The organism is Mesorhizobium sp. WSM4310 (assembly GCF_007003935.1).
GTDB lineage: Bacteria > Pseudomonadota > Alphaproteobacteria > Rhizobiales > Rhizobiaceae > Mesorhizobium.
This window is the reverse complement of record NZ_VFTA01000009.1, coordinates 43,447-59,749: the sequence shown is the minus strand read 5'-3', so window position 1 is coordinate 59,749 and position 16,303 is coordinate 43,447. Positions and strand designations below refer to the sequence as shown.

General features: G+C 64.3%; 17 protein-coding genes. 9 read left to right on the top strand and 8 right to left on the bottom strand.

Translation table 11 applies throughout. The annotated features are described in order from the left end of the window. The first annotated feature begins 30 nt into the window (after positions 1-30). A complete protein-coding gene (locus tag FJV80_RS12380) occupies positions 31-402 on the top strand; it encodes a response regulator (RefSeq protein ID WP_010911735.1) in 372 nt (123 codons plus the stop codon). Here FJV80_RS12380 and FJV80_RS12375 read toward each other — a convergent pair whose 3' ends face one another. After that, on the bottom strand, positions 403-1,350 hold the full coding sequence (locus tag FJV80_RS12375) for a DMT family transporter (protein ID WP_142876501.1): 948 nt from the start codon (positions 1,348-1,350) through the stop codon (positions 403-405). It abuts the gene before it with no gap. 224 nt (positions 1,351-1,574) lie between these two features. On the opposite strand from FJV80_RS12375, the gene FJV80_RS12370 reads away from it, so the two are divergent. Next, positions 1,575-2,456, top strand: coding sequence for a LysR substrate-binding domain-containing protein (locus FJV80_RS12370; protein ID WP_142876500.1), 882 nt, complete (start codon positions 1,575-1,577; stop codon positions 2,454-2,456). Here FJV80_RS12370 and FJV80_RS12365 read toward each other — a convergent pair. From FJV80_RS12365 to FJV80_RS12355, 3 genes are all read right to left on the bottom strand, one after another. Then, positions 2,435-2,806, bottom strand: a complete 372-nt coding sequence (locus FJV80_RS12365; protein ID WP_142876499.1) for a glyoxalase superfamily protein — start codon at positions 2,804-2,806, stop codon at positions 2,435-2,437. The two genes, FJV80_RS12370 and FJV80_RS12365, sit on opposite strands and share 22 nt — an antisense overlap. A 47-nt stretch (positions 2,807-2,853) precedes the next feature. Continuing rightward, positions 2,854-5,460, bottom strand: coding sequence for a TIGR02302 family protein (locus FJV80_RS12360; RefSeq protein ID WP_142876498.1), 2,607 nt, complete (start codon positions 5,458-5,460; stop codon positions 2,854-2,856). Between the two features lie 116 nt (positions 5,461-5,576). Then, entirely contained in the window at positions 5,577-6,518 is a 942-nt protein-coding gene (locus FJV80_RS12355; RefSeq protein WP_142876497.1) for a threonine/serine dehydratase, read from the bottom strand. 50 nt (positions 6,519-6,568) lie between these two features. Here FJV80_RS12355 and FJV80_RS12350 point away from each other — a divergent pair, with 50 nt between their 5' ends. Next, complete coding sequence (locus tag FJV80_RS12350) at positions 6,569-6,871, top strand: metalloregulator ArsR/SmtB family transcription factor (RefSeq protein ID WP_095793229.1); 303 nt, start codon at positions 6,569-6,571, stop codon at positions 6,869-6,871. Positions 6,872-6,889: 18 nt separating this feature from the next. Here FJV80_RS12350 and lysA read toward each other — a convergent pair whose 3' ends face one another. The 3 genes from lysA to argH form a co-directional block, all read right to left on the bottom strand. Next, positions 6,890-8,158: a diaminopimelate decarboxylase gene (gene lysA, locus FJV80_RS12345; protein ID WP_142876496.1), complete on the bottom strand. Its 1,269-nt coding sequence runs from the start codon at positions 8,156-8,158 to the stop codon at positions 6,890-6,892. A gap of 67 nt (positions 8,159-8,225) precedes the next feature. Beyond that, positions 8,226-8,432 (bottom strand): hypothetical protein, encoded by a 207-nt coding sequence (locus FJV80_RS12340; RefSeq protein WP_019861402.1) that lies wholly within the window; start codon positions 8,430-8,432, stop codon positions 8,226-8,228. A 116-nt stretch (positions 8,433-8,548) separates the two neighbouring features. Next, entirely contained in the window at positions 8,549-9,949 is a 1,401-nt protein-coding gene (argH, locus tag FJV80_RS12335) for an argininosuccinate lyase (protein WP_142876495.1), read from the bottom strand. A 37-nt stretch (positions 9,950-9,986) separates the two neighbouring features. On the opposite strand from argH, the gene FJV80_RS12330 reads away from it, so the two are divergent. Beyond that, complete coding sequence (locus FJV80_RS12330; protein ID WP_095772272.1) at positions 9,987-10,667, top strand: TlpA disulfide reductase family protein; 681 nt, start codon at positions 9,987-9,989, stop codon at positions 10,665-10,667. Between the two features lie 4 nt (positions 10,668-10,671). Here the strand turns inward: FJV80_RS12330 and FJV80_RS12325 are convergent, their stop codons facing one another. After that, positions 10,672-10,857 carry a hypothetical protein gene (locus FJV80_RS12325; RefSeq protein WP_142876494.1) on the bottom strand — a complete coding sequence of 62 codons (186 nt, stop codon included), beginning with the start codon at positions 10,855-10,857 and terminating at the stop codon, positions 10,672-10,674. A 235-nt stretch (positions 10,858-11,092) separates the two neighbouring features. Here FJV80_RS12325 and FJV80_RS12320 point away from each other — a divergent pair, with 235 nt between their 5' ends. The 5 genes from FJV80_RS12320 (at position 11,093) to FJV80_RS12300 (ending at position 16,284) form a co-directional block, all read left to right on the top strand. Then, on the top strand, positions 11,093-12,445 hold the full coding sequence (locus tag FJV80_RS12320) for an extracellular solute-binding protein (RefSeq protein ID WP_095793234.1): 1,353 nt from the start codon (positions 11,093-11,095) through the stop codon (positions 12,443-12,445). Between the two features lie 104 nt (positions 12,446-12,549). Next, positions 12,550-13,434 carry a sugar ABC transporter permease gene (locus FJV80_RS12315; protein WP_095787875.1) on the top strand — a complete coding sequence of 295 codons (885 nt, stop codon included), beginning with the start codon at positions 12,550-12,552 and terminating at the stop codon, positions 13,432-13,434. Between the two features lie 7 nt (positions 13,435-13,441). Further along, positions 13,442-14,356, top strand: a complete 915-nt coding sequence (locus FJV80_RS12310; RefSeq protein ID WP_095772370.1) for an ABC transporter permease subunit — start codon at positions 13,442-13,444, stop codon at positions 14,354-14,356. Positions 14,357-14,366: 10 nt separating this feature from the next. Then, positions 14,367-15,467 (top strand): sn-glycerol-3-phosphate import ATP-binding protein UgpC, encoded by a 1,101-nt coding sequence (locus FJV80_RS12305; RefSeq protein WP_142876493.1) that lies wholly within the window; start codon positions 14,367-14,369, stop codon positions 15,465-15,467. A 7-nt stretch (positions 15,468-15,474) separates the two neighbouring features. Further along, positions 15,475-16,284 (top strand): phosphodiesterase, encoded by an 810-nt coding sequence (locus tag FJV80_RS12300; protein WP_095772277.1) that lies wholly within the window; start codon positions 15,475-15,477, stop codon positions 16,282-16,284. The last annotated feature ends 19 nt before the right edge of the window (positions 16,285-16,303 follow it).

Below are 16,303 nucleotides of genomic sequence, written 5' to 3'. Positions count from 1 at the left end.
AGTCAACTTTTCGCGGCCAAATTGCCGGCCATGGCAAAGCTTTTGATCGTCGAGGACGATGAGTCCGTCCGCACCCTCGCTGCCCGCGCGCTTGAACGCGCAGGCCACGCAATCGATATCGCCGCCGACGGCGCTCAAGGCCTGGCGCTGATACGCGCCGCCCATGGTGGCTATGATCTCGTCGTCTCCGACATCCGCATGCCCGAGATGGACGGCATCGAGATGGCGATCGCTGCGGCCGCCCTTTTTCCGGCGATGAAGATCATGCTGATGACCGGTTATGCCGACCAGCGCGAGCGCGCCGAGGAGTTGAACGGCATCATCCTCGATGTCGTGCAGAAGCCGTTCACGCTGGCCGAAATCCGCTCGCGCGTCGAGCGGGCGCTGATCTGCTTCGCCTGATCAGGCCGGATCGACGGCGGCAAGCACGGGCGCCGCGCTCTTGCGCCGCCCAGTGTTGAGCGCGAGCAGACCGGCGCCGATGATCAGCGCCGCGCCGATCACGGTCGTCGACCGCGGCACCTCGGCGAAGAACAGGAAACCCCAGAGCGGCGACCACAGAATGCCGGTGTATTCGAAGGTCGCTACCCGGTTGGCCGGCGCCAGCCTGTAGCCCTGCGACAGGAGGATCATGCCGGCGGAGGCGACGAAACCGCAGGCGGCCATCTTGAGGAAATCCGGCAGCGTCGGCCATATCCAGAGCCGCACCAGGAATTCGACGCTGGGGTGGACGGCGTGACTTATGCCGGCGAGATGGAACGTGCCGGCAACCACGGCGGCGCCGATGAGATAGGCGCCGTTCTGGTAGAAGGCCATGACGGTGGACGATTCGGTATCGCCGATCTTGCGCGCCATCAGTTGCGAGAAGCCGTAGAGCGCCGCCGAGCCGAGCGACAGCAGTGCCGCCCAGTCGAACAGGCCGGCGCCGGGGCGCACCATCACGATGACGCCAAGCATGCCGATGAGCACCGTCGCCAGCGTCCGCCAGGAGACGCGTTCGCCGAGATAGGGTCCGGCCAGCGCCATGATGAACAGCGGCGCCATGAAATAGAGCGCCACCGCGTCGGCCAGCGGCAGCGCGGCGATGGCCAGATAATAGACCGTGTAGGAGGTGAACTGGATGAAGGCGCGGATTGTCAGCAAGCCGAACCGCTTCGACAGGATTGCCGACAGCCCGACATCGGCATGGACGAGAATGATCAGGATCGGCAGGGCGACGATCGACCGGATCGCCATCACCTCGGTCACCGGATAGCCGCTCGACACGGCCTTGACGAGCGGGTCCTGCAGCGAGAACACCAGCACGCCCAGGCACAGGCTCAGGATGCCGCGCACCATCCTATTCTGCATCTGCGTTCCGGCTCCTGCGCGTACGATCCGAAGCAGCCCGCCTCCAGATCAAAAAGAACCCGCCACCGTTTCGGGCAGCGGGTACGAGTGAGGACTCTTTGATTGGTCCGCGGCCGATTTCGCAGCCGCATATCCAATGGGTAAGGCAACTATCGTCCGGTGTTTGACATGTTGCAAACGAATTGGAATGATGCCTGCAATCAAATCTGCTTATGATGGATAGCATGCGTCCAACCCTCGACAGCGATCTCCTGCGCACCTTCGTCGCCATCGCCGAGACCGGCAATTTCACCCGTGCGGCTGAGCAGGCCGGGCGCACCCAGTCGGCCGTATCGATGCAGATGAAGAAGCTCGAGGAGCTGGTCGGCGACAGCCTGTTCGAGCGCGGCTCGCGCGGCGTCGCATTGACGCGGCGCGGCGGCGAACTCATCGTCAATGCCCGCCGCATCGTCTCGCTGCTCGACGAAACGGCGGCGTCGATGGCGGCAGCGCCGCTCGGCGGACCGGTGCGCATCGGCATTCCGGAGGAATATGGCCACGCCATCCTGTCGCGCGCGCTCAGCGCGTTTTCGAAACGCCACACCAAGGTCGAGGTCACCGTGCGCTACGCGCATTCGGAGGCGCAGCTGGCGGCGCTCGCCGCCGGCGAACTCGATCTTTGCGTGGTGTTCGAATGGCAGGATCCGACCGGCGGCGAAGTGCTGATGCACGACCCGACGGTCTGGGTGACGTCGACCCTGCATCACATGCACGAGGAACGACCGGTGCCGATCGCGCTCTACAACCGGGTCAGCTGGTGTAAGGACTTCGCCATCAAGTCGCTGGAGCAGCGCGGTCTTGGCTATCGCGTCGCCTATACCAGCGACACCACCGGCGGCCTGAAGCTTGCGGTCACGTCAGGGCTGGCGATCGCGCCGATCTCGCGCAGCAACATCCCGGACGGCTGCCGCGAATTGACCTCCGCCGATGGATTCGGCGACATCGATTCCTCCAATGTGGTGATGCATCGCAACCCGAACGCGTCGGGCGAGGCGATCGACGGCATGCAGGAGGCGATCCGCGAGGCATTCGTTAACCGGTTAGCTCAGTCCTTCACATCCTCATAGAAGGTCAGGCGGTTGCCGAACGGATCGTCGACCGTGACCTCTTTCGTCTTCCAGGGCGTCTCCTCCAACCCCGGCCTGGCGAAGCGGTACTTTCTTTCGGTCAATTCGTGGTTGAGCCCCGCAATGTCGGTCGTCTCGATCCGGATGTGAGAGCCCGGCGTGCCGTCGCCATGATGTTCGCTCAGATGCAAAACGCAGCCGTCGCGAGAAACGCCTGTGTAGAGCGGCGCGTTGTCATCATAGCGGTGTTCGAACCGCACTTCGAAACCGAGAAACCCCACGTAGAATTCATGCGCCTTGGCAACGTCGAAGATGCGCAGAATGGGCGTGACGGTACCGAGCTTCGGCATGGTGTTGCAACCGTTCGAGGGGGGCGGGCGGGGTGTGGGGGCGGTCCCTATTTCAGCTCGAGCAGCCGTTCGAGATAGCTGCGCTCGATATCGGGGCTGAGCGCGTTGCCGAGCCGCTTGCGGATCGCTTCCAGGATCTGGCGGGCGCGCTGGACGTCGATCTCGTCGGGGACCTTCACCGAATCGCCGAAATCGGGACCCTGGCTGGCGCGCGGCCGGCCGAGCGGGTCGCGGTCGGCATTCTGCTGACGCCCGCCTTCCTGGCTGCCGCCCTGGTCGCCCTGCATGGCCTGCATCTGCTTCATCATGTCCTTGGCGCCCTTGCGCAGCGCCTCGAGTGCCCGGCCCTGGTGGCCGACGGCCTCGTCGCCCTGGCCCTCGCCAAGCGCCTGCTCGGCGCTGCCCATCGACTTGCCGGCCTCGCCAAATCCTTCATTGGGCTCCATGCCCATGCCTTCGAGGTTCTTCTTCAACTGCTCGAGATCGCTCTTCAGCTGGCCCTGGCCTTCCTGCAACTGCTTCAGTGCATCGGCGAATTCCTGCGGCGTCATCGGCTTTTGCCTGGCCAGCGGATCGCGGTCCTCGCCGGCGCCTGGCTTGTCCTGGTCCTCGCCACCGCCCTGGCCAAGCTGCTCATCGCGGTTCTGCCCGCGCTGGCGCTCGCCACGCTGCATCTGGTCCATGCGGAAAGTGTCGTTCATCATCTCCTGCTGGCGTCGCAGGATCTCGCCAAGCTTGTCCATCTGCTGGCGCATCTGGCTGTCCTGCTCGCCGCCCTGCTGCTGGCGGCCGGCCTGGAGATTGTTCATCATGTCCTGCAACTGCGACAGCAATTGCTGCGCCTTGTCGCGGTCGCCCGACTTCGCCAGGTTCTCGATCTGGTCCATCATCCGGTCGATGTCGCTCTGGCGCAGTTCCTGGCCGTTCTGCTGCATTTGCGGCGCATTCGGGTTCTGCTTGGCGCGTTCGGCGAATTCCTGCAGGAACTGGTTCATCGCCTCGCGCAGTTCCTTCATCGCCTTCTCGATTTCGGCATCGCTGGCGCCGTTCTTGATGGCGTCCTGCAGCGCCTGCTGCGCCTGGCGCAACCGCTTCTCGGCGGCCGAGAGGTTGCCCTCCTCGATGCCGAGCGCGATTTCCCAGAGATAGGCGACCTCGCCGCGCAGCTGATCGTCGTTGCCGGCCAGTTTCAGCCGGCTGCGCGCGCTCATGATGGCAAGGTAGTGGGACATGTTGTCGAACGTGTCCTCCGGCCGCAGCGTGATGGCGTCGATCAGGTCGAGCACGTGCGGCTTGGCATTGGCGTCGAGGGCCAGCAGGCGGCGCTGTTCGATTACAGCCCGCGCCAGCGGGTTGGAGAAAGGCCGCTCCGGCATCACCAGCGTCCTGGTCTCGCTCGACGCGGTGTGGCCGGCGTCGTCGGTGGCGACCAGCGTCAGCTTGATGCTGCTGCCGGCCCAGACATGCTCGGTCAAGTCCTTGGTGGTCTTGGCGGCATTGGACTTGCCGCCGCGGCGCGGCAGCGCCAACGGCATTTCGGGCGGGCCGTAGAGCGGATGCGCGCCCGGCGCCTGCGGGTCGACCAGCGCGAAGACCGCCTTGGCGGTGGCGGCGCCATAGTCGTCGTCGATCTGGTAGTTGAGTTCGAAAGCGCCGTTGGCGGCGCGCTTGGGCTCGCCGACGAAGCGGATCTGTGGCGGTTTGTCCTCGATCACGGCGAAGGCCCAGCGGCCGAGCTGATCCTCGCCCGATTTCAGCGTCAGCGTGCCGTCGCCGGTCAGCTTGCCGATGAACTGGCGCACCTTCGACGGGGATGCGGGGGTCGGCGCCGCCGGGCTCGCGGCTGACTTGGCGCTGGCCGCCTGTGGTCCGGCGGGGTCGATGGTGCGCGCATTGCCATCCTTGTCGGCATAGGCGAGCGTTTCCTCGCCCGAGCCTCCGGTGACGCGCAAGGAGACGTCGCTGCCCTCGGGCACATGAAACGTCGGCGTTGCCTGGTTGGCGTCGGCGGTCAGGAAGATCGGCGGCTTGCCGGTATAAGCAGGCGGCGTTACCCAGGCATCGATGCGTGGCGGCACGGCATCGTGCGCGCCGTGGGTGCTGAAGCCGTCGGCTATCCTGCCGCCTGTCGGCCCGAAGGAGAAGGCAAAGGCGGTGACGAGCAGCAGCGCGGCCACGGCGCGCAGCCCCCAAGGATCGCGCTCCGGCACGCGGGTGCGCGGCAGGTCGGCGCCAAGGCTGTCGAGCCTGGCGGCCATGCGCTTCTGGTGTTCACGCCACAGCGCCTGCGAGAAGCTGCTTTCGCGGCCGCTTGGCCGGTCGGCCTGCACCAGCACCGGGCTGTGCAGCAATTCGTTGGCGGCCTCGATGCGGTGGTCGACCTCGGCGGCGCCGGGCAGGCGGAAGAAACGCAGCGGATAGAGCGCCGCCAGCCCTGCCAGGCCGAATGCGGCGACAAGGCCGATGCGCGCGATATCCGGCAACCGTGAGAAAACGCCGAACCAGGAGATGCTCAGGAACAGGGTGGCGATAAGGATCAGCGGCAGCAGCAGCGGCCAGCCGCGCTCGACCATCATCGAGACCCGCGTCGCCAGCCGGCTGAGTGCAAGGCGCCCGGCGAGACCGCGATCGCTAGAGGTGGGTCGTTGCGTCATCGGCCCTTCCTGGAATCAGGCGGGATAGCCCGATCCTCACGACTCGAAGAATACCAGCAAACACGGCAAAGGCGAGGCGTTCTCAGAAAATGTGAACCCGGCCGAAATAGTTGCAATCAGAAATTGGCGGGGTTTGCGTTGGCGCCACAGACCAGCACGGCGACGCGTTCGCCCGGTGCCGGCGTGTAGCGGCCGGACAGGATCGCGGCGAAGGCGGCCGCCCCACCCGGCTCGGAGATGATGCGCACCCGATGCCACAGCGCCTTCTGCGCGGCGATGATGTCGTCATCACTGACCAGGATGGAGCGCTCGACGAAGGCCTCGGCGATCGGGAACATCATTTCGCCGACGCGCTTCGGCGCCAGCGAATCGGCGGCGATGCCTTCCGCCGGCGCGTCGACGGGATGGCCGGCCTCGAAGGCGCGATGAAGCGTCGGCGCGCCCTCGGGCTCGATGGCGATGATGCGGATGCGGCCGGCATACCAGGCGGCGATGCCGCCGATCAGGCCGCCACCGCCGACGGCGACCAGCAGCGTGTCGATCTCGGGCAGGTCGTTCTCGATCTCGAGCCCAAGCGTGCCCTGTCCGACCAACGTTTCCTCCTGGTTGAAGGCATGGATCTGCAAGGCGCCGGTCTCCTGCGCGAAACGTTCGCTGGCGGCCAGCGCCTCGGCATAGCGGGCACCACCAACCACCAGGTCGGCGCCATAGGAACGAATGCGGTCCAGCTTAGCCTGCGGGCTCACTTCGGGAACGAAGATGGTCGCCTTGTGGCCGAGCCGCATGGCGGCATAGGCGACGGCAGCGCCATGGTTGCCGCCCGAGGCGGCGACGACGCCGGCCTTGGGAACCGGCCTTTCCAAAAGATTGGTGAAGGCGCCGCGCGCCTTGAACGAACCGGAATGCTGCAGGCATTCGAGCTTGAGGTCTACCGCCAGCGGCGGCCGGTCGAAGTCGGCCATGTCGACGCGCAGCACCGGCGTGTGCCTGATATAGGGCCGGATGCGCGGTTCCATCGCGGCAATGCGCTCGCGTGTAACGGGGTTGCCCTGCGCCATGGCGATCTCCTTGGGATTGACAGCAATTAGTAACTTGGCAAAATGACTAAATGCAAGAGGTTGATGTCTTCAAGGCGATCGCCAACGAACGCAGGCTGCAGATCCTCAACTGGCTGAAGGATCCGCGCGCGCATTTCCCGGCTCAGGCCGACGGCGATCTGATCGAGGACGGCGTTTGCGCGCTGCTGATCGCCGAAAAGCTCGGTATCACGCAGGCGACGCTCTCCGAGCATATGCGCGTGCTCACCCAGGCCGGCCTGCTGCGGCCCAAGCGCATCAAGCAATGGACGTTCTACCGCCGTGACGAAGACAGGATCGCCGAGACAAGGACGCTCCTGCAGAACCGGCTGTAGCGCTGCCGGCTGTGGCTTCTATGCCAGCCAGTCAGGCACCGAATCCAGCCCGATCAAATCGTCATAGGTCAGGCGCGGGCGCACGATGTGGAACCGGTCGCCGTCGACCAGCACCTCCGGCACCAGCAGGCGGGTGTTATAGGTGCCTGCCTGCACCGCGCCATAGGCACCGGCGGTGGAAACGGCAATGAGATCGCCGGCCTTCAGCCCGGGCAGGTCACGGTCGAGGCCGAGATAGTCACCGGTCTCGCAGACCTGGCCGACCACGTCGACCATCATGCGCGGCGTGTCGGCCGGCGGCTGCACGACCGGCCTGATGTCGTGGAAGGCGTCGTAAAGCGTTGGCCGGATCAGATCGTTCATGGCGGCGTCGACGACCAGAAAATTCTTGGCGTCGCCTTCCTTCACGAAGATCACTTCCGAAACGAGGATGCCGGCATTGCCAACGATCAGCCGGCCCGGCTCGAACATCACCTTCAGACCGAGCTTGGTGACATGCTTCCTGACGATCTGGGCATAGGCGTCGGGCAAGGGCGGTGGGTTGTTGTCGACACGGTAAGGGATGCCGAGGCCACCGCCGACATCGACATGCTCGATGGCGTGGCCATCGGCGCGCAGTGCGCCGACCAGATCGACCAAAAGGGCGAAGGCGTCGTCGAAGGGCTGCAACTCGGTGATCTGGCTGCCGATATGGGTGTCGATGCCGGTGACCTTGATACCCGGAAGCGTCGCCGCACGGGCATAGACCTGCCGCGCGCGCTGCCAGGCGATGCCGAACTTGTTCTCGGCCTTGCCGGTGGAAATCTTCTTGTGCGTCTTGGCGTCGACATCGGGATTGATGCGCAGCGAGACCGGCGCCACCTTGCCGAGTGCCGTGGCTCGCGCCGACAACAGTTCAAGTTCAGGCTCCGATTCAACGTTGAAGCAAAGGATGCCGGCTTCGAGCGCAAGGTCCATTTCGCGCGCGGTCTTGCCGACGCCGGAAAACAGGATCTTGCTTGCCGGGATGCCGGCCGCCAGCGCCCGGCGCAGCTCGCCTTCCGAGACCACGTCAGCACCGGCGCCGAGCCTGGCAAGGGTGCGCAGTACGGCCTGGTTGGAGTTGGCCTTCATGGCGTAGCAGACCAGTGCGTCGAGGCCGGCAAAAGCCTGGGCAAAGACGCGGTAGTGCCTGGTCAGCGTGGCCGTCGAATAGCAGTAGAACGGCGTGCCGACCTGAGCGGCGATATCAGGGATTGCCACGTCCTCGGCATGCAGCACGCCGTCGCGGTAGTCGAAATGGTTCACGAGAGTGATTCCGGAAGTTGGAGCACGATAAGATCGGGCTTGGAAGCCAAACCCGGCCTGATCGGTTCTAGATCAGCGGGTCGAGGATGAACTTCTTGTCCTTGACTGGTTTTTCCGGCTCCGGCGGCAGCGGCTGCTTGGCCTTCTCGGCATCCTTGCGCGCCTGGACGGCCGCCTCATAGGGCGTGTCGAGACCGGCCTTGCGGCCGCAGGCGGTCACGGCGGCCATCGCCGCCAGCAGCGTCAGCGTCACCAAAATCCTGCTTCCGGTCATCGATCCATCCGTCCGAAACGTTTTGTCAGCCGCCGCTTTTAGCCGAGTTCTCGGCGCATTGCACCCCGGATATTGCCGGTTGCAATATCCGGGATATTGCCGTCGCATATCGGGCTTCAGGCTTTGACCAGCCGCTTTTTCCAATAGCGGATCTGCTTCCTCACTTCCGACGGCGCGGTGCCGCCGAAACTGGTGCGGCTCTTGACCGAATTCTGCACCGCCAGCACCGAGAAGATATCCGATGTGATGCCGGGATTGATCGACTGCAGATCCACCAGCGAAAGCTTTTCCAGGCTTACCTTCTTCTCCTCGGCCAGCGCCACCGCACGGCCGGTGACGTGATGCGCCTCACGGAACGGCAGGCCCAGCGTGCGCACCAGCCAGTCGGCGAGGTCGGTCGCGGTCGCGTGGCCGGAGCCGGCGGCCCTCTTCATCGCGGCCGCGTTGATAGTCATGTCGGAGACCATGCCGGTCATCGCCGCCAGCATCAGGTCGAGCGTCTCGGCGGCGTCGAAGACCGATTCCTTGTCTTCTTGCATGTCCTTGCCATAGGTCAAAGGCATGCCCTTCATCACCGTCAGCAGGCCGACCAGATGGCCGTTGACGCGGCCGGTCTTGCCGCGCACCAGTTCGGCGGCGTCGGGGTTCTTCTTCTGCGGCATGATCGAGGAGCCGGTGGAAAACGAGTCCGACAGCCTGATGAAGCCGAATTGCGGCGTCGACCAGATGATGATCTCCTCGGCCAGCCGCGAAAGATGCGTGGCGCAGACCGCCGCCATGGCGAGGAAGTCCAGCGCGAAGTCGCGATCGGAAACGCTGTCCAGCGAATTGCGCATCGGCTCGCGGAAACCCAGCGCCTTGGCGGTTCTGTGGCGGTCGATCGGGAAGCTGGTGCCGGCAAGGGCGGCGGCACCGAGCGGGCTCTCGTCCATGCGTTCGATCGCATCGCGCACGCGCGACAGGTCGCGTGCAAACATCTCGACATAGGCCATGCAGTGGTGGCCGAAGGTCACCGGCTGCGCCGCCTGCATATGGGTGAAGCCCGGCATCACGGTCGCCGCGTGCTCCCCGGCCCGCTCCAGCAGCGCTGCGATCAGGCCCTTCAGCGCCCCGGCGACGCGGAAGCACTCGTCCTTGACCCAGAGCCTCAGATCCACCGCCACCTGGTCGTTGCGTGAGCGCGCGGTGTGCAGGCGGCCGGCGGCCGGGCCGATCAGGTCGGCGAGACGGGCCTCGACATTCATGTGGATGTCTTCGAGCTTCGTCGAAAACTCGAAGCGGCCGGCCTCGATCTCTTTCAGGATCGTGTTCAGCCCGTGAGCGATTTTTTCTTGATCGGCCGCCGAAATAATGCCCGTTTGCGCCAGCATCTCGCTGTGGGCGATCGAGCCGCGTATGTCCTGTGCGTAGAGTTTGCGGTCGAACGAGATCGACGCGTTGATCGCTTCCATGATCGCGGCCGGACCCGAGGCAAATCGTCCGCCCCACATCTGGTTGCTGGTCTTCTTGTCGCTCATCGCTATAAAACCCGTGCTTCGGAGCAGTTTTGAGAAAATGGCAGACGGAAACAGATTTTTCCCGGCCCCGCGCCTGATCCTCGCCGCTTTGGTGGCGGGAGCGCTGGCCGGCGCGGTCGCGGTATATGTCAGCGAGAGCCGGTCTGGCAACAATGCACCGGCCCAGGTGGCGGTCGGCGGCAGCAAGGATGACGTCGCCTGCGCCGCCAAGAGCGACCGCGCCAAGAAGATCGCGGCCGCCGCCACCGGCCAGGTCGCGGCCCTGTTGCCCGCCGATCCGCCGCAGTCGATGAAAAGCCTCGCCTTCAATGGTCCGGACGGCAAGCCGATGACGATCGCCGACCATGCCGGCAAGACGGTGCTGCTCAACCTCTGGGCGACATGGTGCGCGCCTTGCCGTGCCGAAATGCCGGCGCTCGATGCGCTGCAGAAGGAGAAGGGCAGCGACAGCTTTCAGGTGGTCGCCGTCAATGTCGATGCCGGCGACGATGTGAAGCCGAAGAAATTCCTCAAGGAAACAGGCGTCGAAGCGCTGGGCTATTACCGGGATTCGACGGTGGCCCTGTTCAACGACCTCAAGGCACGCGGCCTGGCGCTCGGCCTTCCCGCCACCATGCTGATCGACGGCGAAGGCTGCCTGATCGCGCATATGAACGGCCCGGCTGAATGGTCGGGGCCTGACGCCAGGCGGCTGATCGACACGGCGCTCGGATCGTGAGCGATCAAGCCGAGCGCACGCTTGGCTTGAGCAATACGAGACTGCCATCCCGATGGTCGGTGCGCGCCGGAGTGCGCTTGCCGTGGCCGGTCAGGTCGTCGAATGCCTCGATCGGCGCCGGTTTGCCGAGATAGTAGCCCTGGCGTGCTTCCCCGGCGCATTTACGCCTGCTGCCGCACCTGGATATCATTGTCCCCTTAGCCGGATAATCATGGCGGCCGATGTGGTCTTTACGTCTTCGACAGTCGCCCTAGCTACCTAAAACGCCGGTGCGTTTTAATGCCGGCCAAAGCCGCCGAGGGAGAGGAACGGGCAGCTGTGCAAAGGCCGGGGAGCCACAACAGAACTGTCACATACCTTCTCTAAGAGAGCGGGCAAGGACTTGCGCAAGACCCTTGTCACCAGCCACTCAAGAGGGAAAAACCATGACCATGATCAAGCGGGGCTTTGCTGCCCTTGCCGCTGGTGCGCTCAGCACCGCGCTGGCAATGCCTGCCTCTGCGGAACCGGTAAAATTCGACTTCTGGTTCGGCCTTTCGGGCGACCTTGCCCGTGTCGTCGACACGCTGTGCAAGAACTTCAACGCCTCGCAGAAGGACTACGAAGTCGTCTGCACCAGCCAGGGCAATTATGACGCCACGCTGCAGAACACCATCGCGGCCTTCCGCGCCGGCAAGCAGCCGGCCGTCGTCCAGGTCTACGATGTCGGCACCGCCACCATGATGCTGTCGGGCGCCTACAAGCCCGCCGACAAGCTGATGGAAGAAAACGGCTACAAGATCGACTATGCCGACTATTTCCCAGGCATCGCGCGCTACTACGCCACGTCGAAGGGCGAGATGCTGTCCTTCCCGTTCAATTCCTCGACCCCGCTGATGTACTGGAACAAGGACGCCTTCGCCAAGATCGGCAAGACCGAAGCACCCAAGACCTGGGAAGATGTCGGCGCCGACCTCAAGGCGTTGAAGGACGCCGGCTACGAGTGCCCGATGGCGATCAACATCTCTGCCAATGAAAGCTGGCAGCTGATGGAGCAGTTCTCGGCGCTCCACAACCAGCCGATCGCCACCAAGAACAATGGTTATGACGGTCTCGACGCGCGTCTGGAAGTCAACAAGACCAAGTTCGTCCAGTACGTCACCGATCTCAAGAAGTGGTATGACGCCGGCCTGATCAAGATCAAGTCCAAGGATCTCGGCCAGGATATGGTCCAGGCCTTCGCCTCGGGTACCTGCCAAGTCATCCTGACCTCGGTCGGCGACCACGGCACGGTCGGCAGGACCCAGAAGGAAGGCATGAAGTGGGATGTCGCCGAATTGCCGGTCTATGCCGGCACCGAGCGCAAGAATTCGCTCGTCGGCGGCGCTTCGCTGTGGGTGCTCTCCGGCAAGTCGGACGCCGAGTACAAGGGCGCTGCCGCCTTCCTGAACTTCATCCACGACCCCAAGACCGCGCTGTTCTGGTCGACCAACACCGGCTACATCCCGGTGACCAAGTCTGGCTTCGACTACATGAAGGGCCAGGGCTTCTACGACAAGGCGCCCTACAAGGGCCGTGAAGTCGCCATCGCCAGCCTGACGGCGTCCGAGCCGACCGAAATCACCCGCGGCATCCGGCTGGGCAACTTCACCCAGATCCGCGCCGAGTTCGGCACGCAGATGCAGGCGATCTTCGCCAACAAGGTCAGCGTCCAGGAAGGCCTCGACACTCTGGTCAAGAACGGCGACGCCATCCTCGAACGCTTCCAGCAGACCTATCCGGGCAAGACCCTGCCCTGACCTCCGATTGCGGAACGGCCGTCCGTCGAGATTCGACGGGCGGCCATTTCATATCTAGTCTTGCCCAAGAAGCGGGCTGACGGTTCAACGGCATCGGCGGATCGATGGAAAAACGCGTCACTTTCGGCAAATGGACGATCGGCATCCTTTTCGCGGTGCCGCAGCTCCTCCTGATCTTCACGTTCTTCTACTGGCCGGCCGGCCAGGCCGTGTACTGGTCGCTGACGCTGCAACAGCCCTGGGGCGGCGGCAACATCTGGGTCGGGCTCGACAATTTCCGCTCGATCCTGTCCAACGCCGACTACTGGAACTCGATCACCGCCAGCCTTGTCTTCGCCGGCATCAGTACCGGTCTCGCAATGTTCATCGCGCTTGTGCTCGCCGCCTTGACCGACCGGCAGCTGGCCGGCTCGCGTCTCTATCGCGTGGTGCTGATCTGGCCCTACGGCATCGCCGCGCCCGCGCTGGCGATGGCGTTCCGCTTCATCCTGGCGCCGGAGGCTGGCTTCATGGCCGTGGTCAACCGGGTCTGGCCCGGCTTCTGGGATCCCGGCCTCGACGGCGCCGACGCCATGGCCTCGATCATCGTCGCCTTCTCGTGGAAATATGTCGGCTACAACTTCATCTTCTTCCTGGCGGCGTTCCAGGCCATCCCGCGTTCGCTGATCGAGGCCGCGGCGATGGACGGTTCCGGTGTCATCAGGCGTTTCTGGGACGTGCAGTTTCCGCTGATCACGCCGACCATCTTCTTCCTGCTGGTCATCAACATCACCGAGAGTTTTCAGGACTCCTTCGGCATCGTCGACATCATGACCGCTGGCGGTCCGGCGAACGCGACCAATCTGATGGTCTACAAGATCTATTCCGACGGCTTCAAAGGCCTCGATTATTCAGGTGCCGCCGCGCAGAGCATCATCCTGATGCTGCTCATCATCGTGCTCACCATCTTCCAGTTCCGCTTCATCGAGCGGCGCGTGCACTACAGGTGAGATGGATATGGTCGAGCGCACCCCGTTCCTCAATTTCTTCACGCATCTGATCCTGTTCATCGGCTTCATCTTTTGCATTGCGCCGTTCGTGGTCGTGGTGATCGCGGCGTCGCACAACCTCAAGGATGTCAACGATGTGCCGATGTCGCTGCTGCCGGGCAGCGACTTCTGGGTCAACATCAAGACCGCCTGGACGACCGCCGATCTCGGTCCCAAGCTGCTCAACAGCTTCATCATGGCGACCGGCGTCGCCGCCGGCAAAGTGATCGTCTCGGCGCTCACCGCCTTCTCGATCGTCTACTTCCGCTATCCCGGCCGCATGCTGATCTTCTGGCTGATTTTCATCACACTGATGCTGCCGCTCGAAGTGCGCATCGTGCCGACCTACGCCGTGGTCGCCAACGTGCTCGAGCCGTACCAGGCGATCCTGGACCTGACCGGCATTTCCTGGCTGATCGAAAAAGTCTCGGGCGTGCAGGTCCAGCTCAGCCTCGGACTGCTCAATTCCTACAGCGGCCTGATACTGCCGCTGGTTGCCACTGCGACCGGCACCTTCCTCTACCGGCAGTTCTTCCTGACCGTGCCGGACGAACTGACCGAGGCCGCGCGCATGGACGGCGCGGGCGCGCTGCGCTTCTTCATCGATATCTTGCTGCCGCTGTCGCGCAACAACATGGCGGCGCTCGGCACCATCATGTTCCTGTGGGCCTGGAACCAGTATCTGTGGCCGCTGCTCATCACCACCGATCAGTCGCATGCGATGGCGGTGACCGAGCTCAAACAACTGATCCCCAATGTCGGCGGCATTCCGGAATGGCACATCGCCATGGCCGGCACGCTGATCGTCATGTTGCCGCCGCTGATCGTCGTGGTGCTGATGCAGCGCTGGTTCGTGCGCGGCCTGATCGCCACCGAGAAATAAGGAGACAAAAATGGCCTCCATCACAATACGCGGCGTCAAGAAGAACTACGCCAAGACGCAGGTCGTGCACGGCGTCGACCTCGACTTCGCCTCAGGCGAATTCGTCGTCATCCTGGGACCTTCCGGCTGCGGCAAGTCCACGCTGCTCAGGATGATCGCCGGGCTGGAGGAGATTTCCGCCGGCGAGATCGCGATTGACGGCACGGTGGTCAACAGGCTGGAACCGCGCGAGCGCGGCTGCGCCATGGTGTTCCAGAATTACGCGCTCTATCCGCACATGAGTGTTTCGCAGAACATCGGCTATTCGCTCAAGGTCGCCGGCGTTCCCTCGGCCGAGCGCCAGCAGCGCATCCAGGCGGTCGCCCGCACACTGGAGCTCGAACATCTGCTCGACCGCAAGCCGATGGCGCTTTCCGGCGGCCAAAGGCAGCGCGTCGCCATGGGCCGCGCCATGATCCGCGAGCCGAAGGTGTTCCTGTTCGACGAGCCGCTGTCCAATCTCGATGCCAAGCTGCGCGTGCAGATGCGCTCGGAAATCCGCAAGCTGCATCGCCGGCTGAACGCCACCTCCGTCTTCGTCACCCACGATCAGGTCGAGGCGATGACGCTGGCCGACCGGCTGGTGGTGATGAATGGCGGACGCGTCGAGCAGGTCGGCACGCCGGGCGAAATCTATACCCGTCCGGCCAGCCGCTTCGTCGCCACCTTCGTCGGCGCGCCGGCCATGAACATTCTGGAAGGCACGGTCGAGCTCGACGGGCTGTCGCTGCTTGGCGGCAGCCGGCGCCTGGCCATGGCACGCACCGGCCTGCCAGTCGGCACCAAGGTCGCGATGGGCATCCGGCCCGAGGCCGTCCGGCTGGTGGCGCCCGGCACGGCCGGCGCGCTCAACGCCACCGTCGATCTGGTCGAGGAACTGGGGGCGGGGCGGGTCATCTATGTCGATCTCGACGGCGCACCGTTTTCGGTGATGACGTCGGAGGCGGTCCACCCCGAGCCCGGCAGCCAGGTCGGCCTGAAGATTTCGCCTGAAGACATGCATTTCTTCTCGTCGGAGACGGGAGCCCGCCTCGATGTCTTCAAGGCGTCCGTACCCGAGCCGGCGCTCTGAAAGCGTGATGAAAATCATCCAGGTCACCGATGTGCATCTTGGCCGGCAAGGCGAGCGCCGCTATGGCGCGGACCTGCATCAAAGGCTGGCGTTCTGCATCGCGCATATCAATGCGCATCACGCCGACGCCGCCCTTTGCGTCTTCACCGGCGACCTGACCGAGAGCGGCGCGCCGGAGAGTTACGCGGATCTGCGGGCTGCCCTGAACACGCTGTCGGTGCCGTATAGGCTTCTGCCCGGCAACCATGACCGGCGGGCCAATCTCGTCGCGGCGTTCCCGGAAAATCCGGTCGACGAGAATGGCTTCGTGCAGTCGGTCCATGACACCGGCAACGAAGTGCTGCTGTTCCTCGACTGCCTGGCGGAAGGGCGCATCGGAGGCGAATTGTGCGACAAGCGGCTTGCCTGGCTCGAAGCCCGCCTGAACCGATCAGCCGGCAGGCCCGCCTACATCTTCCTGCACCATCCGCCGGTCGCGCTCGGCCTGCCGCAGCTCGATCCGCTGGCGCTCGAGCAGCCCGAGCGGTTGCTCGGCCTGCTGAAGCGCCATGGCGATGTCCGCCACATCTTCTTCGGTCATGTCCATCGCGACATCGCTGGCACCGTCGCCGGAATTCCGTTCTCGGCGCAGCGCGGCCTGCACGCAAGGTTCGAACTTGCGCTTGACCGGTCGAGCGAAATTGTCGAGCAGGCGCCGCCCGCCTACGCCGTCATCCTTGTCGACAGCGCCAACGAGAGGGTTGTCGTGCATGGCTGTGATTTTCTCGAGCGCTGGCCGATCTATTCAGCCGAAACCGGCGAACGCATCACGGCATGAACCGCGCGCCGGGCGCCGG